The sequence below is a fragment of the Streptomyces longhuiensis genome (assembly GCF_020616555.1).
GTDB classification, from domain to species: Bacteria; Actinomycetota; Actinomycetes; order Streptomycetales; family Streptomycetaceae; genus Streptomyces; species Streptomyces longhuiensis.
The window spans coordinates 9,675,749-9,700,178 of the sequence record NZ_CP085173.1; the positions used below are offsets into that span (position 1 = coordinate 9,675,749).

Here is a 24,430-nt window from a genome sequence, read left to right on the forward strand (position 1 = left end):
GGCACTGAGCCTCCGCCAACTTGAAGTCGCAGTTCAAAGGGCTGGTGTGACCGATTCTCCACATGCTCACTCCGGTCATGGACGGGAGTCCGCGAAGAAGATCATCTGTCAGCGGTTGATTTCGATGTTCGTCAGGACGAGCAGAGCGCGCAGGAGGCGGGTGGCGCGGGCGGGGTCGGTGCGGAGCTTGATGAGGATCCGCCAGTTCTTGAGATGGGCGAAGCCGTGCTTGACCGGTGCCCGTCCGATCGCAAGGGCGCGGTTGGCTTCCTTCTGGTCCGGGGTGAGCTTGTGAGTGCGGCCGGCCGGCCGGGGTAGACGGCTGACCGGCCCGCCCATCGGCGCGGCCAAAACTCAGGAGGGGACACGATCAGCGTGAGCGACGCCGAGCACCGGAAGCAGACCCCCGACGGAGCGGCCGAACTCCTGGTTCGCTGCCTGGAGAACGAGGGCGTCGAGGTGGTGTTCGGCGTACCCGGCGAGGAGAACATCCGTTTCACCAACGCCCTCGCCCGCTCGGAGAAGATCCGCTACGTCCTCACCCGGCACGAGCAGGCCGCGTCTTTCATGGCGGAGATGCACGGCCGGCTCACCGGCTCGGCGGGTGTGATGTCCGCGACGCTGGGGCCCGGCGCGATCAACCTGATGCTGGGCGTTGCCGACGCTATGACGAACAGCACGCCCGTCGTCGCGATCACCGCGCAGGTCGGCAAGGAGCGCAACTACAAGGAGTCCCACCAGTTCGTGGACCTGGTGAGCATGTTCGCCCCGGTCACGAAGTGGTCGGCGGAGGTCCCGGCCACCCAGGCCATCCCCGAGATGGTGCGGCGCGCATTCAAGACCGCGGAGTCCGAGCGGCCCGGCGCCGTCTATCTCGCCGTGCCCGAGGACGTCGACGCGGCGACGGAAGGCTCGGACCTGCGCCCGCTGCGCAGGAACGTCGTGCAGCCCGAGGCACCGTCCCCGAAGCAGATCAAGCGAGCGGTGGAGCTGCTGCGGGAGGCCCGCCGGCCGGTGATCCTCGCCGGACACGGCGCGGCGCGCGGCGGCGCCGCGGAGTCGCTGACGGCGTTCGCCACCGCACTCGACGTGTCGACCGCGACCACCTTCCACGGCAAGGGCGTCCTGCCCGACGACCACCCGTGCGCGACCGGCACGTTCGGCTTCATGCGGCGCGACTACACCAACTTCGGGTTCGAGGAGGCCGACGTCGTCATCGCCGTCGGCTACGAGCTGCAGGAGTTCGACCCGTCCCGGATAAACCCGGACGGTAACAAGAAGATCGTCCACATCCACCGCGTCCCGGCGGAGGTGGATGACAGCTACTCGGTCGACGTCGGCATCATCGGCGACATCTCGGCCTCCCTCGACGCCCTCGCCACCGAACTCGACGGCCTGCGCTGGACCATCGACGACGAGGACACCTTGGCTACCCGCGCCCTGCTGGCCAAGGAACTCGAGCAGGGCGCCGCGGACGAGCGCTACCCGCTCGCCCCGCAGCGCGTCATCGCCGACACCCGCGCCGCGCTCGGTCGCGACGACATCGTGCTGGTCGACACCGGCGCGCTGAAGATGTGGATGGCCCGGCTCTACCCGACGTACGCGCCGAACACCTGCCTCATCTCCAACGGCTTGTCCACCATGGGCTTCTCGCTGCCCGGCGCGCTCGCGGTTCAGCTCGCCAGGCCGCAGACGAAGGTGCTGGCGGCGGTCGGCGACGGCTCGTTCCTCATGCACTCCCAGGAGATCGAGACGGCGGTCCGCGAGAACATTCCGCTGACCGTGCTGATCTGGGAGGACAACGGCTACGGGCTCATCAAGTGGAAGATGGACCTGGAGGTCGGGGAAAACTCCAACACCGACTTCGGCAACCCGGACATCGTCCAGTACGCCCGCAGCTTCGGCGCGAAGGGCTACCACATCGAGTCCGCTGGGGACCTGCTGCCGACGCTCCGTGAGGCACTGGCGGACCCGGGCGTATCGATCATCAACTGCCCGGTGGACTACGCCGAGAACATGAACCTCATCAAGCACCTCGGGCACCTCGACTCGACGCTCTGACCCGCCCGCGGCGCGGCCCGACCCCCGTACGGGCCGCGCGGCGGCCCTCCCGCAGGGGCGGTGCCCTCGGGTCTCCGGCATCGCGTGGCATTTCCGCGGCGCGGGGTAGATGGTCACCGTGAGGTTCGGCCAGTCGAGGAGAGGAACGATTGTGATGCGTGCTCGGAGCATAGGTGCGGCAGCCGCCACGGGGTTGGCGCTGGTGGCCGCCCGCGACCTCGTGCAGAAGAAGCACGCGCTGCTGAGGAACTTCCCCCTGGTGGGACACGCCAGGTATGTGCTGGAGACGATCGGCCCCGAGCTACGGCAGTACATCGTGACGTCCAACGACGAGGAGCGTCCCTTCAGCCGTGACCAGCGCAGCTGGATCTACGCGTCGGCGAAGGGGGAGAACAACTACTTCGGGTTCGGCACCGACAACGACATCGAGCACGTGCAGGGTCATGCATACGTGAAGCAGCGTACGTTCGCCGGTGCGCTGCCCGATCTGAGCGACCCACAAGCGGCGTTGCCCTCGGCCAAGGTGCTCGGCGGACCGCGCGGCCGCGCGAAGGCGTTCCGCCCGGCGAGCGTCATCAACATCTCGGCGATGAGCTTCGGCTCGCTGTCCGGCGCGGCCGTCACGGCGCTGAACAAGGGCGCGGCGCTGGCCGGGACGATGCAGAACACCGGCGAGGGCGGCCTGTCGCCCTACCACCTCAACGGCGGGGACCTTGTCCTCCAGATCGGTACGTCGTACTTCGGCTGCCGCAACGAGGACGGGACGTTCAATCTCGACAAGCTCAAGTCACTGGTCGCGGGCGCGCCCGTCAAGGCGATCGAGATCAAGCTCTCGCAGGGCGCGAAGCCGGGGCTCGGCGGCATGCTGCCGGGCGCGAAGGTGACCGACGAGATTGCCGCGATCCGCGGCATTCCTGCGGGCAAGGACTGCGCTTCGCCGTCGCGGCACACCGCGTTCCACGACGTGGACTCGATGCTCGACTTCGTGGAACTGTTGGCCACGGAGACCGGATTGCCGGTCGGGATCAAGAGCGCCATCGGGGAGATGGACTTCTGGGAGGAACTCGCCACGCTGATGGAGCGGGGTGAGCGAGGGGTCGACTTCGTGACCGTCGACGGTGGCGAGGGCGGCACTGGGGCGGCTCCCCTGATCTTCGCCGACTCGGTGTCCCTGCCGTTCCGCGTGGGCTTCTCCCGCGTCTACGGCGTGTTCGCCGAGAGGGGCCTGACCGACGACATCACCTTCATCGGCTCCGGCAAGCTCGGCCTGCCCGAGAACGCCGTCGTCGCGTTCGCCCTCGGCGTCGACATGATCAACGTGGGCCGTGAGGCGATGCTGTCCATCGGCTGCATCCAGGCCCAGAAGTGCCACACCGACAAGTGCCCCACCGGCATCGCCACCCAGAACCCGTGGCTGGCGCGCGGCATCGACGCGCCCTCGAAGGGCATCCGGGCCGCGATGTACCTGCGCACCCTGCGCAGGGAGTTGCTGAAGGTCTCGGGCGCCGTCGGTGTCCCCCACCCGTCGCTCATCACCCCCACCGACATAGACATCCTGAACGGCGACTACGACGCCCGCACCCTGGGGAGTGTGTACGGCTACAAGGATGGCTGGGGCTCGCTCGGGCCGGAGCTCGCCCATGAGATCGCCGAACTGCTCATCACCTGAGCTGGCTACTCGGCCACCTGTCTTCAACCGTCATGCCCTGCGCAGCACGCCCACCGAGTGGAGCGCACCGAGTGGACGGTGGTGCGCATCGCGGTGCGCACCGGATGGACTCGGTGCGCGCACCACCGCACCGGTGCGGTGGTGCGGTCAGTTGACGCAAGTGAAAGCGGCAAGCCAGCCGTTCTGGCCACGCACCATGCCGCCGAAGCTTCGCGGTCAGGGCAGCGGGGGACCAGCGCATGACCACGCCGTGGGACATGGACGGGGAAGGCCACACTGCCTGGAGCATGCCGCCCGCAGTTCGGCTGTGGCGATGCCCGTTGTGCGGGCCCCCGTATCACCGACGCCACGCTGCGCGCCCGCCGCCTGGAACAGGCCGAAGCCGGGCAGCTCGCCGAACTCGCGGGCGAGGGCACGGTGACGGCGGCCGGACTGCCGGCAATCCGCAAGACCCACCGGATCGAACCCGGTCTGGTCGTCGGCCTGATCCGCCACCTGGACCGTATCGGGGCTGCCGTCGCACTGCTGCCGTTCTTGCACACGAGGGAACTCGATTCGGTGTCCAGCGACTGGGAGCCGAGACGCCACCGGCGCGGCGCAGCCCATCCGTCATGGCTGAGGCGTTGTTCGACGTGCTCCTGGAGCGTTCCCTTGTGCCGTTCGCCGGCCCTTCTCACCCACGGACGGCACGAGAGCTGGTATGCCTTCTCCGGCCTCTGTCTGGGCCGATTCGCCGTCGTAGGTGGCCCGTTTGCTTCGGGGCAAGGCCAGCGGCCTTGGGGACGCAGTCAGGTCCGCCATACGGTTACCACCGTGGCGATGACTGTGGTGATGGTCGCGAGCGTCACCATGACAGTCCGTATGCTCTCAGCGAGGCGGGGCCTTCCCGGTGGTGAGTTTTCGCCGTCCCTGTGGGGGCGCTCGGTGCTTGGCAGTTGGAGCTGCCGGCACCATGGGCAGTCACTCTCGGAGCTGCTCAGCCAGTAGGCGCCACGCAGTTGTGGGCGGGGCGCCGGGCCTCTGTCGTCGCCTCTCATGTCACTCCATCGCGGCTTTTGCCGAGTCATAGATCTGCAAGGCCCGGTGCAGGTTGGTGATCTGGAAGATCTGCAGGACATTCGGGTTCGTGATCACCAGCCTCAGGTCACCGGCGTGTGCACGGATCCGCTTGCCGATGTGGACGAAGAGCCCCAGGCCCGTCGAGTCCATGAACTGCACGCCCACCAGGTCCACGATGAGGTGATGCCGGCCCGCTTCGATACAGGCGCTGACGTACTCCCTGATCCGGGGCACGGTGGAGACGTCGACCTCGCCGTGGACCTCGACGACGGTCCAGCCCTTCTCGTCACGGTGGCTGATGGCAAATTCGGGGTGCATGGTCCGCCTAACGGCGATGCCCTGGGGAGAGGTTGCGGGTCGTGCCTACCGCACGCTCGTTCCGCATATGCACGAACGGCTGGCCATGGCCTCACTCATGAGCGCGCCGGTGTCCAAGGCCCCCCTCCGTGAAAGCGCGGCATGCCAACCGAGGGTGCGCTACCGGGCTACCGGCGCAATTCGCTGACCTGCGAAACCGTGGCCGCGTCGCGTGGACTTCCCGGGCTGGGGCGTCAAGGTTCTCGGGTGAACTTTCGTACGCCGGCGTCTTCCGGCAGGTTCCCGGGATCGGGAACCTGCAAGACGGGCCCCGGATTCCCCGCCTCGGACACCAGTCGTAGAGCCGGTCATCCGACCGTCAGCCTCGGCGGCCTGTCCGGGTGGCTGAGCGCCCCGGACGGTGGACTCTGCGGTGGAGCAGGAATGTGATCATGAAGTCACATGAAGCACTTGCACGGCCATCGTGCTCGCGGAAGTGGAACCGCCCGGCGATTCGCGGGCGCGGGGAGTCGGGGGCAGTGCGACGGCGCCTGAGGAGGCATACACGCAGGTAGTTGCAGGGCTGGGGCATCGTGGCGGCGGTGCTCTGCGCGGTCTGATCCGCCTGGAACTGGGCGGCGGTGCACGCGGCGATCCGCCGGTGATCGACGGATACTGCGGACGGATCTTGACGCGCCCCGCAAGCGGCGGCACGCGATCACCGGATCTACTGACTTGTCACTGCCGGGCCCGCCAGGCCCCGTCTCGTCGATCAGGCCGGATCGGCGAGAGGCGTCGGGCGCGGTCAACTGGCAAGGCGGCCGGAACACCCGTGTCCGCTCGGCGCCGTCGCTCTCGGGCGTGCCGGAAGAGAGAGCCGCGCGCTGAGGCGGTCCGCGCCCCGCGCTGTCGGCTTGGCAGGGCTCCGGGACTATGAAACGCTCATTTCATGGCATATCTGTCTCGCATCGGCACATCGATCTCGAACGGTTGAGTCCGGCCGCCTGTCGGAAGTCCCCCGGATCCAGGCTCCCGTTCGGGAGTAAGGAACAGCCATGAGGGCGACTGAGCACGCTCACGACCGCGACGACCACAGTAGTGACCCCACCTTGTACCGCACTCCGGCGGATGCCGTCGCCGCGCCCCCGGAGAAGTTCGCTTACGTCGTCGGTTTCGACCCGACCGCGCAGCGCGCGGACGCGTTGTTCACCGTCGGCGCCGACCCCGAATCCCCCGAGTACGGCCGCGTGATCTCCCACGCCGAACTGCCCGGCCTGGGCAACGAACTGCACCACTTCGGCTGGAACGCCTGCTCGAGCGCGCTGGCCCATGCCGGTCATCATCACGCTGCGCGGCGCTATCTCATCATCCCGGGACTGCGCTCCTCCCGTCTGCACATCTTTGACACCGGCCCCGATCCCGCCCGCCCGCGCCTGGTCAAGGTGGTTGAGTCCGAGGAGTTGGCCGCCAAGGCCGAATACTCACGTCCGCACACACTCCACTGCGGTCCCGAAGGGGTGTTCCTGTCCTGCCTGGGCGGCGCGGACGGTGCGGACGGGCCTGGTGGCGTCGCGCTGCTGGACCACGAAAGCTTCGAAGTGCTGCGCGCCTGGGAGAGTGACCGCGGACCGCAGCGGCTCGCCTACGACCTCTGGTGGCATCTGCGCCAGAACATCGCCGTGACCAGCGAGTGGGGCACCCCCTCGATGTACGAGGACGGCCTCGTCCCCGAACTGCTGCTGGATCGCCAGTACGGCCACTCGCTGCACTTCTGGGAGCTGGACTCCGGCCGGCACCTGCAGCGCGTCGATCTGGGGGACGAGAACCAGATGGTGCTGGAGCTGCGTCCCGCGCACGACCCTGAGGCAACGTGGGGGTTCGCACACGCCGTGGTCAACGTCGAGGACCTGTCGGCGTCGGTGTGGCTGTGGAACCGGGAGGGCGAGGACTTCGGGGTCCGCAAGGTGATCACCATCCCTGCCGAGCCCGCGCAAACGCAGGACCTGCCGCCCGCACTGCAGCCGTTCGGCGCCGTTCCCCCACTGATCACCGACATCGACCTGTCGGTGGACGACCGATGGCTGTACGTATCCACATGGGGAACCGGCGATCTGCACCAATACGACGTGAGCGACCCGTTCCATCCGAAGCAGACCGCGGCCGTGCGTCTTGGCGGCATCGTCAGCCGACAGCCGCATCCCGCCGAGCCGGACACTCCACTGACCGGCGGAGCGCAGATGGTCGAGCTCAGCCGCGATGGGCGGCGCGTGTATCTGACGAACTCCTTGTACAGCACCTGGGACGCGCAGTTCTATCCCGCAGGCATCGACCCGTGGATGGTCAAGCTCAACGCCGACACCTCGCACGGCGGGCTCTCCGCCGACAGCCGCTTCTACCCGCACGGCCCGGACTTCCTGGGCCTGCACGTGCACCAGACGCGCCTGCAAGGCGGCGACGCCTCCTCGGATTCGTACTGCTACCGCAGCTGACCGCTTGTGCTCCGCGAGAGCCTGCTGAAGCTCGTGTTGCAACCGACTCGGCTCGTGGGCCGCCATGTGCGGAGTGCGCCGAGGATTTGGCGGCACATACCGGCGCAGCGGCGGGTCGCATCCGAGCACATCCGACGGATCCGGTTAGCCCGGGCCCCGCGCACGTAAGCCGCCACCCTCGGAGGGAGGGGAGATGTCCTCCGTGCTCTACGCAGCAGGCGGGCGCACTATCGACGCAACCGGGTGGCAGTTGCCCTCCACCGAAAGGCTGGCGGCTGTGGTGCTGGTGGCTGTGGCCACTGTGGTGGGCGCCTGGCTGGCACGGCGCGGATCCGGCCGGTCGGCGCTTCTGCTGGCCGCCGCGTCAGGGATATTGCTGATCATTGCGGTTCTCGATCTTCTGCCCGACGCGTGGGACGAGGCCCATGAGGCCGGCGTGCCGCTGTGGGTGGTGCCGGTCACCGCGCTCGCCTCGTGCGGGGTGATGGGTGCGGTGGTCCGTATCGGCTGCCCGTGCAAGCCAGGTCGTGCGGGCGGCGTGGGCGCGGCATCAGGACTTGCTCTGCACCGCTTCCTCGAGGGGTCGACCCTTGCGCTGACCGCCTCGGTCGCCGTGGTGGCGGCGCTCCTCGCGCACGCGGCCAGCGAGGGCCTGGCAATGGCCGCTCTGCTGGGGGTGCAACCGAGGCGGCGCGTGGCTCCGTGGATCGGGCTGGCCTGCTTGAGCCTGGTCGCAGGGGCCTTCGTGGCGAGCGCTTTGCCCCTTCCGGACGGCATCATGCCGCTGCTGCACGCCTTCGTCGGCGGCGTACTCGCGCAGGCGGCGTGGGTGGCGCTCACACTCGCCCATCAGCAGCGGCCCGCGGACCGGCGAGTTCTCGGGGTCCCGGCTGCTTTGGCGATGACTCTCGCGGCTGTCCTCACCGCGCTCTTCGTCCTTGTCGGGACAGTCAACCGCTGAATGCGACCTGTCACACGAGGATGATGAAGGTAGCGGGAACCAGCGGGCACGGCTGTGCGGCTCTCTGCCTCCGGCCCGCGAGGTGCGCAGACCGGCATGGAGGCAGAACACATGTGCTCGCAGACCAGACCTGTCCTTCCCAACGTCCATACTGACTGCAGGCACCTGCGCGCTGACCGCCTGCCCACGACGTCAGACCACGCCGATCTCAGGTGCGGTCGAACCCTGGCGGCTCCCGCCCGGGACAGCTGCAGCCCGCACACTGCCCGTACCCGTGCCGAAGTACACAAAGAAGCACCAGGACACGGCGGTTGTACCTTCCTCCGTCCAACCGGGCCAGGCCATTTCCGGGGTCCACGATTGGCCCAGTCGACATGCGATCCGTGCTGCGCGGTCCTAGCGTCTCCTCAGGACGTCTGCCCCGACGTACCTACGGCCCCGCGCTCCACGCCAACCGCGCGCGGGGCCGCACCCCCTCAGCGGGCGGTCAAATGCGCCGTTGTCGGTGATTCCCGTAGCGTCCATTGGCGTCTTTGGTGCGCCGTTGTCTGACAGGGGGTCACTTTCGGTGAACGTGTCGTACAGGCGGCATTTGAGCGCGGTCGCCTTGTGGTCCAGAACTACCGCAGACGGCACTCGGTGCCCTGCTCGATACGGGAGATCGCGGCCTGTCCGGTTCCGGCAAGGGGGGCGAGCTGGGCCTGTGTCAGGCCGTGCGCCTTGCGCCAGCCGTAGATGAGTTCGGTGGTGTTCACTGCCCGTCCTTGGTGTAGCGGGGCAGGGCGCCGGTGTCGATCTTCCATCCCTCGATGGTGATCAGGTCGCCGTACCGGTAGTGGTGTTGGTTCTCATCCACGGTGCGCCCCATGTGAGTCGAGATGCCCGAGTAATGCATGGCAGTGCCGTCGTCGCGGGAGTCCACGGTGTCTTGGGGGATGCCCATGAGGGGACAGCCGGCGACCATGTCCTGGTAGTCGTTCGAGGAGTTCCACCGGGAGACGATCTCGACGACGAGATCCACCGTTCGCGGGTCGAGGGATTCGCAGGAGGCGAGATCGCCGCTTTCGACGGTGCCCCCATATTCGTATTTGCCTGTTACGTGCCGAAGGGGGCTCTGGTGTCGCGCGGACGGGTGGTGGGGCGGGGTGCCCGGGGGGCTGGAAACCGCTTGCGCCGTGATGTCCTGAGGCTGGGTGTACTCGCCCGCGAACGGGGCGTTGGGGCCTGTCGGGTTGGGTGAGTACTACAGGCGACCGTTACGGAAATGTCCCGATATGGAAACACGAAACGGTGCAACTCGTCTTGGGCTGGGCGGGCGGTCAATCTCTGGGTTCTCGGCATCAGCCGGGATCCGCACACCGCCCGCCCCGGGCCACTCCACGCTGGTCGGGGGCGGGCTCGTACCTCAAGGGGAGCCTTCGTGTCTTCTCGTTCTATCCGTCGTATCGCCGCTGCCGCAGTCGCGGCGGGCGCCGCCGTGGGTGCGGCTGCCCTGCCGGCCTCCGCACAGTCCGGCCCTCACCACGCCGCTCCGTACCGGTCGGGTGTGGTGATCAGTGGTGTGCAGTACGACTCGCCGGGCTTCGACGACCGTTCCAACTACTCCCTGAACCGGGAGTGGATCGACGTCACCAACACCTCACGTCGCAGTGTGAACCTGGACGGCTGGAGGCTGTCGGACGAGGACGGCCACACCTACGCGTTCCGCCACTACCGCCTGGGCGGCGGCGCCACTGTCCGTGTCCACACGGGCATCGGCCGCGACACCTACCGTGACGTCTACCAGGACCGCCGCAACTACGTGTGGGACAACCGCTCCGACACCGCCACGCTGCGCAACGACGACGGCCGATTCGTGGACGAGGTCTCCTGGGGCGGCCGTCACTTCCGTGACCGTGACGGTTGGCGCTGGGATGCCTTCGGTGGCCGTCACTTCGGTGACCGTGACGGTTCGCGTTGGGGTGACCTCGGTGGCCGTCACCACCGTGACCGCGACGGACAGCACCGCAGCGGCGGCCAGGGCGGCCAGCACCAGGGTGGTCAGGGCCAGAGTGGTAGCCAAGGCAGCGGGCAGGGTGGCCAACATCAGAGTGGTCAGGGCGGTGGCCACCACTGACCCCGGCTCGCGGGTGACTGAACGGCCGGTCGTCGGCTGAGTGCTGCTTGGCGGCGTGCAGTGGCTCATTCGGCCACTGCGCGCCGCCGACGTATAGGACGGGCGTGTACCGGGACTGCCGCAGCGCCGGCGCCCGCCCCAGGTCGAACCGCCCGCTCTCCCCTCGAGGAGTTGGCGGACGCATGGCCGGCCCCGGCTGCCAGTCACCAGCGAGGCCCCGCGACGACATCGCTCTGGCCGTCATTCGTCTGTGACGCTGCGAGAGCAGAGGTGCGACGCCGGTGCAGCTCAGAGCCATCGGCGGCTTTCTCTGCGAGCGGCACACGATGGCCGCATCGCCCCGTCGTGCACGGTGGCAGCCACTGCGGCCGTCCCTGCGCTGTTGCGAAGGGGAGCGGCCCTGCGTTGGAATCAAGTGTGAGGCTCTTCGGCGGTGCCGTGTCGGCTGGTCGCCCCGCTCCGGGCACAGGGCCCGGCCACAAGGGGCTCAAGAACGATGCTCTGGGCATGTTCTCCTCGGTTGTCATGGGCCTGGCCTCCACCGGCCCGGCGTACAGCCTCGCCGCCACGCTGGGCATCATCGTGGCCGGAGTCGGATTGCAGGCTCCGATCGTCACCATGCTGGCTTTCGTCCCGATGCTGCTGGTCGCGTACGCCTTCCGGGAGCTCAACGCGAGCAACGCCGACTGCGGGACGACCTTCACCTGGGCCACCCGCGCCTTCGGACCGCGCACCGGCTGGATGGGCGGCTGGGGTCTCATCGTCGCCAACATCATCGTCATGGCCAGCCTCGCGCAGATCGCCGCTGCCTACGGCTTCCGGTTGATGGGCCTGGACGCACTGGCGGAAAACCGGCTGTGGACCACCGCGGCAGGCGTCGTCTGGATCGCTGTGCTGACAGTGATCTGCTACGTCGGCATCTCGTTCTCGGCGGCTGTACAGCGCTGGCTGCTGTGCCTGGAAGTGACGATGCTGATCCTGCTCGCCGTCGCCGCGCTGGTCAGGGTGTACACCAGCCCTCCGCCGACGGCGATCCATGTGTCGGTGTCCTGGTTCAACCCCTTCGCGGTGCCCTCGGTGACGGCCATGACCTCGGGCATCCTCGCGGGGGTCTTCATCTACTGGGGCTGGGACACCGCGTTCTCGGTCAACGAGGAAACCGTCGACAGCACGCGCATCCCGGGCCGTGCCGCGGTCTTGTCCACCGTGCTGCTCCTGGTCATGTACGGACTGGTGTCCACGTCGGCGCAGGCGTTCGCGGGGGTCGGCACCTCGGGCATCGGACTCGGCAACGCGGACAACGCGGACGATGTGTTCTCCGGGCTGGGTGAGGCCGTGTTCGGGAGCCAGGGCACGGGGCTGTTCCTGTCGAGACTGCTGATCCTGATGGTGCTGACCTCCGCGTTGGCCTCCGCCCAGACCACCATCCTGCCCCTGGCCAGGACTGTCTTCTCCATGGCGGTCCACAAGGCCGTGCCTTCTCGGTTCGCCCGGGTCCACCGCAGGTTTCTCACCCCCACCTGGGGGACCATCGGCATGGGAGCGGCCTCGATCGCCCTGTTCGTCCTGCTGGCCTCGCTCAGCGAGAACGTCCTGGCCGACTCGATCGACTCGGTCGGTCTCGCGATCGCGTTCCAGTACGGACTGACCGGCTTCGCCTGCGTCTGGTACCACCGCAAGATCCTCACCCGCAGCGTCAAGGATCTGGTCTTCAAGGGTGTGCTACCGGGGCTCGGCGCGCTGTTCATGCTCTTGCTGTTCCTCTATGCCACCTTCGTCGTCTACGCGGATCCCCGGTACGGCACGACCGCCGTCGACCTGCCGCTGATCGGCAGGACGGGCGGGGTCACCGTCCTGGGCCTGGGCGCCCTGCTGATCGGTTTCCTGCTGATGCCGGTGGTCACCCGTGGCCACAGCGTGGCCCTCAAGCTCCAGAGGAGTCTGCTTCCACGCCGCCTGCCGCCGCACGCCGCCGTCGACTCGGCGAGCCGCTACCTGCCCGCCGACAGCGGGTCCGGGGTGGGCGGCGACTGGTACGACGTCATCCCTCTCTCCGGTACCCGGGTCGGCCTGGTCGTCGGGGATGTGCTCGGTCACGGCATACGCGCCGCGGCCACCGTGGGACGCCTGCGCACGGGGGTGCGCGTCCTGGCCCGGCTGGACCTGAGCCCGGACGAGCTGCTGTCCCGTCTGGCCGACCTGGTCGAGCAGACCACGCACGAGGACGAAACCGGCCGCGGCCCGGGCCACCTGAAAGCGCACGCCGACGCGGCTCTGGGCGTGAGCTGCCTGTACGCGGTGTACGACCCCGTCTCGGGGGAGTGCAGCATGGCGCGAGCCGGGGAGCCGGTGCTGGCGCTCGTCGAACCGCACACGGGCGTCGTCGACTATCCGCAACTGCCGCCTGGACCGCCGCTGGGAATCGGCGGCCTGCCCTACCAGAGCACGGAACTGGAACTCGCGCCGGGCACTGTTGTCGCCCTCTTCACAAACGGCTTCCTCCAGGCGGCCGACGACCGCGAAGCCGGGCTCGCGAAGCTCTCACAGGTCCTCTGCGACGACCGAAGATCCCTGGAAGAGCTGTGCGACCGGGCGGTGTCCACCATGCTGCCCGGGGCGGTGGACGTGGACGCGACGATGCTCCTGGTCCGCACGCGCCTGCTCGCCCAAAATCGGTTCGCCCAATGGGCACTGGCCCCGGACCCGGCGGCCGTGGCCACCATCCGCTCCGCCGTCGGGAAGCAGCTCGGCGACTGGGGGCTGGACGACGTGGCGTTCACCACGGAGCTCATCGTCAGCGAACTGGTCACCAACGCCATCCGCTACGCACGTGGCGGCCCGATCCAGGTGCGCCTGATTCGCGACCGGACCCTGACCTGCGAGGTGTCCGACACCGGCCACACCGCGCCCAATCTGCGGCACGCCGCGAGCGACGACGAGGGAGGCCGGGGCCTGTTCATCATCGCCCAGATGACCCACCACTGGGGCACGCGCTACACGTCCACCGGCAAGACCATCTGGACCGAGCAGGACCTACCGCAGCCGGACCGCCAGTAGCACCCAGGGGTTGGGCCAGGGCCAGGCGCGCGGTGGCATTCGCGCGGTTGCGGCGGTACGACTCCGGGAGCGCGGACAGCGCTCGGTGGGAGGCGGTCTCAGCCTGCGCAGGGTCGCCGACGTGGTCACGGACGATTGCCGTGATGGAGTACAGCTCGGCCGCCCCGTAGAAGGCGATCCACACCGGCGGCACCTGGTCGCCGCGAACCTGGGAGAGCGCGTCTTCGGCCCGGCCGAGGGAGCGAAGTGCGGCTTTGGGTTCGTGGCTGTGGGCCAGGCCGATCGCGAGACGGGTGTGGGCAAGAGAGTTGTGCAGCGGCGAACGACGGGTGATGGCGGTGGCCGGGGTTGCCTGGGCCGTGGCGACGACCTTGCCATACTCCTCGCGCTGGCGGGCGAGCATGGCACGCAGGTTCCACACCTGCATCGTCATGTCCGCGTCCCGGGCCATCCCGGCATAGGTCAGGGCGCGCTCGAGATGGGCGTTGGCCGTATCCAGGTTTCGGGCGTCGATCAATGACCAGGCGGCGGTGGCGGTGTAGTCGGCGGCGATACCGAACAGGCGCTGCCGCACGGGCTGCGTGGTGGAGTTGCGCTGCAGACGGAGCGCCTCCTTGACGCCGGCGAGCGCGGCGCGTTCGAGCGCGCTGTGTCCGCCCCGCTCGGCGTCAATCTCGATGAGCTGCTTGACGGCATGCACGTACACAGGGTCACGCCCGCCGAGTCCCACCTCGACGAGCCAGCTGAGCGCCGCCCCACCCCGATCCGGCGGCCGGTGATCCGTGAGCGGAACACCGGCCGCCGACGCATCGGTTCGCTACCGGGTGGGGGCGTCGCTTCCGGCTGGGGTGGTCGTCGCGGGGCGAGAGGCGGCGCACCGCTCCTTCTCCGCTACGGTCATGGGCCCGGTGCGCTGCAAGAGACGGTCCGGCATGAGGCGGGTGGGGCTGTCCACGATGGCGTCGATTCGCCATGCGGGCGCGTCCTCGCCTGTGGCGGTGAAGGAGCCGTAGACCCGCTTCCGGGCGGGCTGGAGCTCGACCCAGGACACCTCGCCTGGGTCGATTCGCTCGACGATTTCCCGTTGGTCGGAGCTGACCCAGCTCCATCGGCCGTCGGTGTAAGTCAGTGCCGTCTCGAACTGGTGGGCCATGGGGCCGGTGTTGTCGCGTCGGGCAAGGACCGGGTGAGGGAACAGGTCGGCCTGTGTGTTGCTGACGTTGTCGAAGGCGTCTTCGTTGTAGCTGAGGTGCCGCGTGCGCTCCAGTGTGTTCCGGGTGCAGTTGACGAACGTGTCTCCGACCACGCGTGCCCGGTCGTAGTACCGGAACGTGCTGTTGATGTCGACGGTGAAGGAGCAGGCTGTCGGCCCGCTTTCGCAGTAGGCAACGGCCTTCGCGAGGTCGGCCGGATTCCCGTCGAGGAACGCCTGTGCGGTCGGCAGGTTTGTCTTGGGGATGGACTTGTCCACGGGGGCAGGGTCCGCGGCGCTGGCCGACTGTGACGCCAGGCTCAGGGTGGCGCAGACGGCCAGCACGGCGGCAGCCGAACGCGGTAAGAATTTCACGGGGCCGTACTCCTTCATGTGAGTGGGCCCGCGCTGTACGGACCCTGCTCCTTGATCAACGACGGAAGCCGCGAAACAAGATCAGGGTTTGCCGTGAATCCCCCGGAAGAGGTGCACCATCTTCATCCGGTGAGCGCTCGACGCGAGCGCAGCCGGGCTGTCACAGCCCGGAATGGTTCAAACGTTCGATGCCGTGACCGCTTGCCGACCGCGGAGGTCAGTCAGTGGGGTGAACAGTGCTCTGTGCCCATCGCCCGTCTCCGCCTGTGCGAGCCGAGGAAGGGCGGTGTAGACAAGAGTCATGCCGCAGCGCCTCGGAGGACTTCGACGGCCGGTGCGAGCGGGGCGGGCGTTGCTCGCCATCCCGATCGCGTGGATTGTTGCGGTGTCCGTGATCGACCTTGTTGCTCCGCCCAACCTTTATCTGGGTCCGCTGCTCGTCGCGGCCCCAGCGATCACACCGTTGTTCGGGGGACCCTGGTCGGTGGGCCTGGTCGCCGCACTGGCAGCGATCGCACAGACGGCCATCGGGCTACTGCGTGATCCTGAGCAGTTGCTCTCGTCCAACGACCAAGCACAGATCATCGCCCTGGTGCTGGTCGGCACGGCCCTGGTGATCTTCTGTGTAGTGCGGGAGCGCCGCGCAAAAGTGCTGACGCAAGTGCGGTACGTGTCCGAGACCGCCCAGCGTGTGGTCCTGCCGCCACTGCCCAAGGAGATCGGACCGCTGCGCGTCGCCTCCCTCTACCTTGCGGCAGAGGCCGAGGCCCAGATCGGCGGGGATCTGTACGCGGCCGCGCGCACCACCTCCGGAACCCGGCTGATCGTCGGCGACGTGCAAGGCAAAGGGATGACCGCGGTCAATGACGCCGCCCTGCTGCTCGGAGCGTTCCGCATCGCTGCCCACCGCCAGGCGAGCCTGGGCGAGCTGGTGACCTACCTCGACCGGAGCGTGTGCTGGGACCTGATGGAGCCGGGCGAGACAGGCCGCGACGGAGAAACATTCATCACCGCCACCATCCTGGACATCCCCGACCGGGATGGCCCAGTTCAGATGGTCGCCTGCGGTCACCCCCCGCCCATCGTCCTGCGCCACGGCCGACCGACGACGATGGACAGCCTTCAACCCGCACCTCCGCTGGGCCTGGGCGAACTCGCGCATCCGCGCTACCACGTCGACAGCTTCCAGTACGAACCGGGAGACCTGCTGCTGCTGTACACCGACGGCGTCACCGAGGCCCGCGACTCCACCGGCACCTTCTATCCACTCGCCGAGCGCATCACAGGATGGACCGACAACGACCCCGACGCCTTCCTCGGCCGCTTCCGTCGCGACCTGCTGCACCACGTCGGCGGACACCTCAACGACGACGCCGCCATGATCGCCATAAAACGCACCGCCACGCCCCGGGCAACCTGATCACCCGGCCCACCTGTACCACTCAAACCTCAATGGCACGGCGCCTGTCACAGGACAGGCGAACGCGTGGCCGAGGAGTTCCTTGATGACGACGAGATCGACGCCTTGCTCCATGTGGCGGTCGAGTGTCCGAGGTCGTGGAAGTGGATCGTCCGGAGCCCTGCGCTGTGGAGGAGGCGGCAGAAGCGGCGGGTGAGGTTGGCGGGGGCGAGTGGCTGGCCGTTCGGGGTGGTGAACCCGGGTGGCGAGCACCGCAACGAAGCGCCGGACATCGTCCAGCCTCACGCAGCCCGGCCGTCACCGTCCGGGCCGGCTCCACGCTGAGCGCCGGCCGCGCCGGTTCAGCAGCGTGGTCCTGGCTCTGGTCCTGGTCGCGGTCACTCCCCATACATCCATCGTCCTCCGGACCCAAAGGACGGAACCAGGGCGTGCGCAGGCACGAGCGCGAGTTCCACCGAGTCTGGCGTGTTGCTGATATCACCTGACGACACCACTTTGTGGTGTCTAGTCTGGTGCCATGTCGATTACCCCGATGACACTGCGCGTGCCCGACGAACTGGCTCCTGCGATCAGGCAGGCGGCGAAGGCGGCCGGATTGAGCACCAACGCCTACATCGTGCGTGCTGCCCGCCGCGCCGCGACCCTCGACGCCGGGCACCAGCTCGCAGCCCTCGGCCTCGGCCAGGATCTGGCGGGCGAGGGCGACACCCTGTGACATCAGAGATCAAGCGCGGGGACGTCTGGACCCTGCCCGACGACCGCCACGTCCTGGTCGTCTCCCTCTCGGGCCTCGATGAGGCGTATGGGGCCGTCCTCGCGATCGTGCTGCACCCCGCCGGCCGCTACCCCGACACCGCGATGTCCGTCGTCATCGACACCCCGATCTCCTGCACCGCAGTCGCCGTGAATCTCCAGCAGTTGCGCGCCGTCCGATTCGCCGAAGCGACCCACCGCGGTACCGTCGACCCCGCCACCATGGCCCGCGTCGACCAGGCCCTACGCGCCGTCCTCGATCTCTGACCGACAGCTGCGGGCAACGGATCAACCGCACTCCGGGTGGTACCGCTGAGCCGTCCCTGCCAGCCCCTCAGTCACTCAGTCGCTCTGATGCGTGCGGCTCGTACCGACTCTTCCAGTGCGGCCATCAAGTCCACCGCCGGCCCGGGCTCGGGCGGCGCGGCGAGTCGGCCGCCGGACGCCTTCGCCTCGACCAGCTGATCGACTGCGTGACGGTACTCGTCTCGCAGTTGGTCGACCTCGACGCCTGGGAGTGCGGCAGCAGGGGCAATTGACGACACGTCATGTACGTCTGGTGCGCAGTCGTTGGAGGTGGGCGAGCGTACGGCGTGGCGGTGGCTGGCCGCCGCCGAGCGAGACGAGTCCGCGGCCGTGGAGCCCGGCGCACGGGCCCGGAGCAGGGACCGCTTCACCGTCACCCCGGAGGTGCGCCGCCTGCTGGCCTTGTGGAAGGGCAACGTTGTGGCGGTCCATCGTGAGCTGAACGCTCGCGCGGTCAGAGGGGGAGAGCCGCCTCCGTCGATTCCGACGCTGCACCGGGCGATCCAGCGGGACCTGACGCCGGGGGAGCGGGCGGGGCTTGCGGGAAGGGAGCGGGCGGCGCGTAAGCACGATGTGTTCCTGGCCCGGCCGCGGGGTTGGCGCAACAAAGTGTGGGAGACCGACCACATGCAGGCCCCGGTGCTGGTCGACGTCGACGGCAAGGCTCGCAGGCCGTGGATCACGTGGTTCACCGATTGCGCGACGAAGGCGATCACCGGCGTTGCGGTCAGGCCCTGGTCCGCACGCGCCTGCTCGCCCAAAATCGGTTCGCCAAATGGGCACTGGCCCCGGACCCGGCGGCCGTGGCCACCATCCGCTCCGCCGTCGGGAAGCAGCTCGGCGACTGGGGGCTGGACGACGTGGGCGTTCACCAGCTCATCGTCAGCGAACTGGTCACCAACGCCATCCGCTACGCACGTGGCGGCCCGATCCAGGTACGTCGCGGCGAGCCCGACCTGGTGGCTGATCGGCTGGAGCCAAACCTCTTGCCAAGCAGAAACTTTAGCGTGAATCATTTCAGCGGTTAGATAGATGCTGGCCGAGGTTCCAGGTCGGTCCCAGAGCTCGACGCGCTCCGCGCGGCAACGACCGAGAGTGTGCAAACCGGTTGGGCGCGGCCGAGTCCGGGCCCTGAGCCGCCGCTCGCGCCTGCAGTGACGCCGACTGACCGCCCCCGGACTGATCGAGGTCCGGGGGCGGTCCGCGTGCGCGGGGTGGGAACGGGGAGCTCGTGAGGAGAGGACATTCATGCTTGAGGCGCTGGGTCTGAGCACGGCCGAGTCGCGGGTGTACCAACTGCTGGTGGGGTCCGGGCGCTGCCCGGTGGGCCGGCTGGAGCAGCGGGCCGGCCTGACCGGGGCCCAGCTCGAACAGGCGGTCGCGGCACTGGCCGTGAAGGGGCTGGTCACCCTCACCGACGACCTGCCCGCGCAGCTGATTCCCGCCCCGCCGGATATCGCCGGGGAGACGCTGTTGCTGGCGCGCATGAACGAACTGCAGTCCGCCAAAGGCGTTCTGCAGCGACTCACCAAGGAGTACCGCGAGGCGCTCCGGCCGGCAGCCCTGGAGGAGATCGCCGAAATCGTGCCCGCCGAGGCGTTGGCGCAGCGGTACGAGCAGCTCCAGCTCCGCGCCCGCCGGGAAGTACTGCGCTTCGACGCCCCGCCCTATCTGCTGATCGAGGAGTTCAACGTCGCGGAGCTGGAGCAACTGGCAGCGGGGGTGCGCTTCCGGACGGTGTACGACCGGGCCGCGATCGAGGGGTATGCGGTGCAGCTGGAGATCCGCCGGTACATGGACGCAGGTGAACAGGCCCGCGTGCTGGCCAGACTCCCGGTCAAGTTGATCATCGTAGACCGGTCCACGGCCATGCTCGCGGTGCGGACGGACGACGGGCGGCCACCGGGCGCCGTCGTGCAGATCCACCAAGGCCCCCTGCTCGACGCTCTCGTCGCACTGTTCGAGCTGGTGTGGGTCACCGCGCTCCCCCTGGATCCGTCAACCGGCGAGACGCACCGCGGCGAACTCTCCGGCTCGGACACCCATCTGCTGCTCCTGCTCCTGTCCGGTCTCACCGACGACGCGATCGCCCGCCTCATGGGGATCGGCAAGCGGACCGTCAACCGCCGGGTACGCGGCCTGATGGATCTGACGGGCGCTTCGAGCCGGATGCAACTCGGGTGGCACGCCTGCGAACGCGGCTGGGTCACGGCCGGGGACCTGGACGGGCTGCAGCCGCCGGGCATCGGCCAGGACACATAGGGCCGCATCGGCGGCCCGGCGCCGCCCACATCGTGGACCCACGTGGCGGGCGCGCGCCATGTGGCGCGTATCCGCCACACCACCTCTGGAAGATGCACCGGCCGGAGAGCTAGGTTCCGAGCGGCGCGCGGAGTCGGCCGGACGTTCGGTCGGTCCCCCTCGGTATCAATTGCCCCGCAGCGCCCCCCAGTTGCGCGTGAAAGGACAACCGATGCACAAGGCCCGCCTCAGACGGGGGCGCACCGCCCTCGTCAGCGGGATCGCGGTGACAGTCGCCCTGTCACTGACGAGCCAGCTCGGAACCGCGACAGCCGCCACACCCCCGGCGCCTCTCGACCTGAGCAGCCGCCCGACGCTGCACAAGCAGGCGGCGACGGCGGCGGCGGTGACTCTGATCACCGGCGACACGGTCTCGCTGACCACCGAGCCCGACGGCAGGCAGGCGGTCTCCGTCATATCCGGGGCCGGGACGTCCAAGACGTTCGAAACCGTCAGCGGACAAAACGGCGACCTGTACGTCTACCCGGACGACACCACGGCCGCGGTCGCCTCGGGCACGGTGGACCGTGAACTGTTCAACGTCAGCCGGATGGTCCGGGACGGGTACGGCGACGCGAAGACCGACGAGGTCCCCGCCATCGTCGACTTCCAGGGGAAACCGACCGCCGCTGCCCTGACGCAGAAGACCCAGGACCTTCCGGGCAGCGACAACGAGCGGGTCATGCCCCGGCTGGGGCTGTCCGCGGTGCATGTCGACAAGCACCGCGCGAAGGGCTTCTGGCAGGCCGTCAAGCCCGTCAAGGCGCGCAGCAGAGGCGCCCAGGCCGCCACGGTCCCCGGCACTGCCGGGGTCTCCAAGCTGTGGTACGACGGCAAGGTAAAGGCCGCACTGGACAAGAGCGTGCCGCAGATCGGCGCTCCGCAGGCATGGGCCAAGGGGTACGACGGCAAGGGCGTGAAGGTCGCCGTGCTGGACACCGGTGCCGACCTGAACAACGCCGACATCAAATCCAAGATCGTCCAGAGCCAGAGTTTCGTCAACGGCCAGACGGTCCAGGACGGTCACGGCCACGGCACCCACGTCGCATCCACCATCGCGGGCAGTGGCGCCAACTCCGACGGCAAGTACAAGGGCGTCGCCCCCGGCGCCGACCTGCTCATCGGCAAGGTGCTCGCCAACAGCGGGCAGGGCCTGGACTCCGGCATCCTGGCCGGCATGGACTGGGCGGTCGAGCAGGGCGCCGACGTCGTCAGCATGAGCCTCGGCGGCACCGACACCCCCGGCGAGGACGCCCTGACCAACGCGGTCAACTCGCTCAGCGCCTCCTCGCACACCCTCTTCGTCATCGCGGCAGGCAACGACGGCAGGAAGGGCGAGGCGACCATCGGCACCCCCGGCGCCGCCGACGCGGCCCTCACCGTCGGCGCCGTCGACAAGTCCGACGCACTCGCCGACTTCTCCAGCCGCGGCCCGCGCCTCGGCGACATGGCGATCAAGCCGGAGATCACCGCCCCGGGCGTGGACATCGTCGCCGCCCGCGCGGCCGGCACCACCATGGGCACCCCCGTGGACGCCAACTACACCTCGGCCAGCGGCACCTCGATGGCCACCCCGCATGTGGCCGGCTCCGCCGCGATCCTCAAGCAGCGCCACCCCGACTGGACCGGTCAGCGCATCAAGGACGCGCTGACCGCGCACGCCAAGTCCGCCGCCGACCAGACCGTCTACCAGCAGGGCTACGGCCGGGTCGACATCCCCGCCGCCCTCGACCCGTCGCTGGAGCTGTCCGGCACCGCCGACTTCCGCGTCATACCGTGGCAGAAGGGCACCTACCCCACGCGCAGCCGCACCCTGACGCTGCACAACAACGCCGCGACCGACACCGTGGTGACCGTGACGGCCGACGCCAAGGACGCGAGCGGCACCGCGGTCCCGGCGGGCACCCTGTCGCTGTCGGGAGCGGGCCTGTCCGACGGCCGGGTCACCGTCCCTGCCGGCGGCACCGCCGAGGTCACCGTCACGCTCGACAACAACGGCCTGAAGACCGGCCAGTACGGCGGATCCGTCACCGCCACCTCCGCGAGCGGCGAGTCGGTGCACGCCGCACTCGGCTTCGTCACCTCCGTCGAGCAGCACGACGTCACGCTGAAGGTCACGGACCGCTTCGGGAAGACCCCCAGTGCGATCAGGTTCACCCTGCACGGGCTGGACAACCACGTCTGGCAGAGCCAGACCATGTACGCCAGCGGCAGCGCCACCCTGTCGGTGCCGCTCGGCAAGTACTCCATCGAGGGCTCGCTCTACTCGGCAGACCCGGCCGGGGGTGCGGTCTCCTACGCGGCCGACCTGTTCAGCGTGCCCAACATCGAGGTGAGCGACCGGGACCAGACCTTCACCGTCGACGGCACCACCGCCACCGACCTCAGCGTGAACATCAAGGGCGAGAAGCGGCCACTGGAGAACGGCCAAGTCACTACGTTCATCGTCCGCGACCCCGGCACCGCAGGCGGCTACTCGAACTTCGCCGGCATCAGCAACCTGCTCAACCTCGCCGACACCAGGCAAGGCGCCATCCCCAGTGCCGGCGCCACCACCGGCACGCTGCGCCTGGAGACCTCCCTGGCCCGGCGCGAACCGCTGGTCCAGCTGGAGGTGACGGCCCCCGGGCACGTGACCATCCCGCTGAAGTCCGCGGTGAACGCGAAGCGCTTCGAGGGCACCAAGCACACCGAGCTGATCGACCTCGGCGCCGGCACCGAGCAGGACTTCGCCGCTGCCGACGTCAAGGGCAAGACCGTTCTGGTCTCCGTGGCCGACGTCACCAAGGCCGACGACCAGGCCACCAGGGCCGCGGCTGCCGGAGCGGTCGCAATGATCGTGGCCCCTGCCGACCCCGGGCCGAGCGGAAGCGGCGTCCCCGCCGGTCAGACCATCCCGCTCGCCCACGCCACGTACGACAACGCCGCAACCCTCAAGGGCTTGCTGGCCAAGCACAAGGTCCGGATCGCCCTGAAGGGCGTCCTGGAATCGGGCTACACCTACAACCCGCACTTCACCGACGACCGGATCCCCGCCGACCTGGCCAAGACCGTCGACGTCAAGGATTTCGCCAAGGTCACCAATACGTTCCACTCCGACGGCGCCCGGCGCCTGGGCGCCGAGAACATGAACATCTGGGGCCCGCTGCAGGTGACCGCCGGCTCCGTCGGCCAGCCCCTCTACCAGGGGACCACCCGCGACGACTACTTCCTCGCGGGCACCGGGGTGACGTACCAGCCGAGCGTGTCGGCCAACTTCAACGACTCGACGTGGCGGATGAACGGTCAGCGCGCCACCTACCTCACCCCGGGCAAGGCTTACACCCGGAGCTGGTTCGATGCGCCGATGCGCTTGTCCCAGTACGAGTTCGGGCCGTGTGTGTTCTGCCGCGCCGACGTCTGGCAGAAATTGCCCGGCAGCGACGGTGCCGACAACGATCCCACCCACACCCTGTCGGGCCTGACCGGCACCTGGAGTTACTACCTCAACGGGAAGCCGATCACCGGCTTCGGCCAGCTGGCGCAGGAGAAGGCGGACTACCGGTACGTCCTCGACCAGAAGCTGACCACCGACGTCCCGGGCGTCACCCTGGGCCGCCAGATACGCACCGAGTGGAACTTCAGCCAGGCGGCACCGACCACCATGGCCATCAAGGACTGCGACACGGCGTTCATCCCCACGCCCAAGGTCTGTGAGTCCATGCCCGTGATCCTGCTCGACTACGACCTGCCGCTGAACGTGCTCAACCAGGCACGGGCCGGACTGCCGTACACCTTCACCGTGGACGCGGGTCGCCCCAAGGGCTGGAGCGGCTCCACCGCCATGGCCGGCGCCAAGGTCTCCGTCTCGTACGACGACGGCGCCACCTGGAAGGAGGCGAAGGTGCTCCGGAAGGACAGCAACTCCTTCCAGGCCCTGCTGCGGCACCCGAAGCTCGCGGACACCAACGGATACGTGACCCTCAAGACCGAGGCCTGGGACGCGGGCGGCAGCCGCACGACCCAGACCATCACCCGGGCGTACGCCCTCAAGTGAGGCGCTGAGCACCGCGTACGACACAGCGGCCCCCGCCGGGTGGTGACATCCGGCGGTGGGCCGCTTTGCGGCATCACGGCGAGACTTTCGCGCACCGGACGGCGTCTTGGACACGCAACCCGGCCGGCTGGTCGTCGAAGAGATACAGGGGGCCAGAAGTCCGGCTCCGCGCTCCGCGAGGGGAACAACGCCCTGGATTATGTCGGTGGTTGGGCCCGCCCGCAGGCTGTGTGCGGTGACCTGTTCGCGATGTAGGGGATGCCAGCCCGGTCGGCGAGGAGCTGAATGCGCTCGTTGAGGGCGCCCCCTTCATGCGCTTTCCGCGCCTGGCGGCCAGG

The 24,430-nt window shown here is 68.8% G+C and carries 18 protein-coding genes and 1 pseudogene; 12 read left to right on the plus strand and 7 right to left on the minus strand.

What is annotated here, in order from left to right; translation table 11 throughout:
- Positions 1–108: 108 nt before the first annotated feature.
- On the minus strand, positions 109–351 hold the full coding sequence (locus LGI35_RS44180; RefSeq protein WP_227300045.1) for a transposase family protein: 243 nt from the start codon (positions 349–351) through the stop codon (positions 109–111).
- A 24-nt stretch (positions 352–375) separates the two neighbouring features.
- On the opposite strand from LGI35_RS44180, the gene LGI35_RS44185 reads away from it, so the two are divergent.
- Both LGI35_RS44185 and LGI35_RS44190 read left to right on the plus strand, forming a co-directional pair.
- A complete protein-coding gene (locus tag LGI35_RS44185; protein WP_227300046.1) occupies positions 376–2,061 on the plus strand; it encodes an acetolactate synthase large subunit in 1,686 nt (561 codons plus the stop codon).
- Positions 2,062–2,215: 154 nt separating this feature from the next.
- Positions 2,216–3,730: an FMN-binding glutamate synthase family protein gene (locus LGI35_RS44190; RefSeq protein ID WP_227300047.1), complete on the plus strand. Its 1,515-nt coding sequence runs from the start codon at positions 2,216–2,218 to the stop codon at positions 3,728–3,730.
- A gap of 1,038 nt (positions 3,731–4,768) precedes the next feature.
- Here the strand turns inward: LGI35_RS44190 and LGI35_RS44195 are convergent.
- On the minus strand, positions 4,769–5,107 hold the full coding sequence (locus LGI35_RS44195; RefSeq protein WP_227300048.1) for an STAS domain-containing protein: 339 nt from the start codon (positions 5,105–5,107) through the stop codon (positions 4,769–4,771).
- Between the two features lie 1,034 nt (positions 5,108–6,141).
- Between LGI35_RS44195 and LGI35_RS44200 the strand changes: the two genes are divergently transcribed.
- Together LGI35_RS44200 and LGI35_RS44205 are read left to right on the plus strand one after the other, a co-directional pair.
- Positions 6,142–7,575 carry a selenium-binding family protein gene (locus LGI35_RS44200; RefSeq protein WP_227300049.1) on the plus strand — a complete coding sequence of 478 codons (1,434 nt, stop codon included), beginning with the start codon at positions 6,142–6,144 and terminating at the stop codon, positions 7,573–7,575.
- Positions 7,576–7,768: 193 nt separating this feature from the next.
- The gene (locus tag LGI35_RS44205; RefSeq protein WP_227300050.1) at positions 7,769–8,536 is read left to right on the plus strand and encodes a ZIP family metal transporter; all 768 of its coding nucleotides are present in this window, start codon (positions 7,769–7,771) and stop codon (positions 8,534–8,536) included.
- A gap of 620 nt (positions 8,537–9,156) precedes the next feature.
- On the opposite strand, the gene LGI35_RS44210 is transcribed toward LGI35_RS44205, so the two are convergent.
- The gene (locus LGI35_RS44210) at positions 9,157–9,291 is read right to left on the minus strand and encodes a helix-turn-helix domain-containing protein (protein WP_227300051.1); all 135 of its coding nucleotides are present in this window, start codon (positions 9,289–9,291) and stop codon (positions 9,157–9,159) included.
- Complete coding sequence (locus LGI35_RS44215) at positions 9,288–9,557, minus strand: hypothetical protein (protein WP_227300052.1); 270 nt, start codon at positions 9,555–9,557, stop codon at positions 9,288–9,290. The genes LGI35_RS44210 and LGI35_RS44215 overlap by 4 nt, the downstream gene beginning before the upstream one ends.
- Before the next feature lie 399 nt (positions 9,558–9,956).
- Between LGI35_RS44215 and LGI35_RS44220 the strand changes: the two genes are divergently transcribed.
- Both LGI35_RS44220 and LGI35_RS44225 read left to right on the plus strand, forming a co-directional pair.
- Entirely contained in the window at positions 9,957–10,652 is a 696-nt protein-coding gene (locus tag LGI35_RS44220; protein WP_423835766.1) for a lamin tail domain-containing protein, read from the plus strand.
- A 507-nt stretch (positions 10,653–11,159) separates the two neighbouring features.
- The gene (locus tag LGI35_RS44225) at positions 11,160–13,709 is read left to right on the plus strand and encodes an amino acid permease (protein WP_227300053.1); all 2,550 of its coding nucleotides are present in this window, start codon (positions 11,160–11,162) and stop codon (positions 13,707–13,709) included.
- Here LGI35_RS44225 and LGI35_RS44230 read toward each other — a convergent pair.
- Together LGI35_RS44230 and LGI35_RS44235 are read right to left on the minus strand one after the other, a co-directional pair.
- Positions 13,612–14,409: an NsdA family TPR-like regulatory protein gene (locus LGI35_RS44230; protein WP_227300054.1), complete on the minus strand. Its 798-nt coding sequence runs from the start codon at positions 14,407–14,409 to the stop codon at positions 13,612–13,614. The genes LGI35_RS44225 and LGI35_RS44230 overlap by 98 nt on opposite strands.
- A 117-nt stretch (positions 14,410–14,526) precedes the next feature.
- Entirely contained in the window at positions 14,527–15,276 is a 750-nt protein-coding gene (locus tag LGI35_RS44235) for a hypothetical protein (protein ID WP_227300055.1), read from the minus strand.
- Between the two features lie 301 nt (positions 15,277–15,577).
- Between LGI35_RS44235 and LGI35_RS44240 the strand changes: the two genes are divergently transcribed.
- Positions 15,578–16,696 carry a PP2C family protein-serine/threonine phosphatase gene (locus LGI35_RS44240; RefSeq protein ID WP_227300056.1) on the plus strand — a complete coding sequence of 373 codons (1,119 nt, stop codon included), beginning with the start codon at positions 15,578–15,580 and terminating at the stop codon, positions 16,694–16,696.
- 63 nt (positions 16,697–16,759) lie between these two features.
- Here LGI35_RS44240 and LGI35_RS44245 read toward each other — a convergent pair.
- Positions 16,760–16,932: pseudogene (locus tag LGI35_RS44245) on the minus strand (tyrosine-type recombinase/integrase); the annotation flags it as partial.
- A 281-nt stretch (positions 16,933–17,213) separates the two neighbouring features.
- Here LGI35_RS44245 and LGI35_RS44250 point away from each other — a divergent pair.
- The 5 genes from LGI35_RS44250 to LGI35_RS44270 all read left to right on the plus strand — a co-directional run bounded on the left by LGI35_RS44250 (position 17,214) and on the right by LGI35_RS44270 (position 24,092).
- The gene (locus LGI35_RS44250; RefSeq protein ID WP_227300057.1) at positions 17,214–17,411 is read left to right on the plus strand and encodes a YlcI/YnfO family protein; all 198 of its coding nucleotides are present in this window, start codon (positions 17,214–17,216) and stop codon (positions 17,409–17,411) included.
- Positions 17,408–17,716, plus strand: coding sequence for a type II toxin-antitoxin system PemK/MazF family toxin (locus tag LGI35_RS44255; protein WP_227300058.1), 309 nt, complete (start codon positions 17,408–17,410; stop codon positions 17,714–17,716). Before LGI35_RS44250 ends, LGI35_RS44255 begins: the two co-directional genes overlap by 4 nt.
- Before the next feature lie 713 nt (positions 17,717–18,429).
- Positions 18,430–18,783, plus strand: coding sequence for an ATP-binding protein (locus tag LGI35_RS44260; RefSeq protein ID WP_227300059.1), 354 nt, complete (start codon positions 18,430–18,432; stop codon positions 18,781–18,783).
- A gap of 220 nt (positions 18,784–19,003) precedes the next feature.
- Positions 19,004–20,017, plus strand: coding sequence for a helix-turn-helix transcriptional regulator (locus LGI35_RS44265; RefSeq protein WP_227300060.1), 1,014 nt, complete (start codon positions 19,004–19,006; stop codon positions 20,015–20,017).
- A 211-nt stretch (positions 20,018–20,228) separates the two neighbouring features.
- Positions 20,229–24,092 carry a S8 family peptidase gene (locus LGI35_RS44270; RefSeq protein WP_227300061.1) on the plus strand — a complete coding sequence of 1,288 codons (3,864 nt, stop codon included), beginning with the start codon at positions 20,229–20,231 and terminating at the stop codon, positions 24,090–24,092.
- The last annotated feature ends 338 nt before the right edge of the window (positions 24,093–24,430 follow it).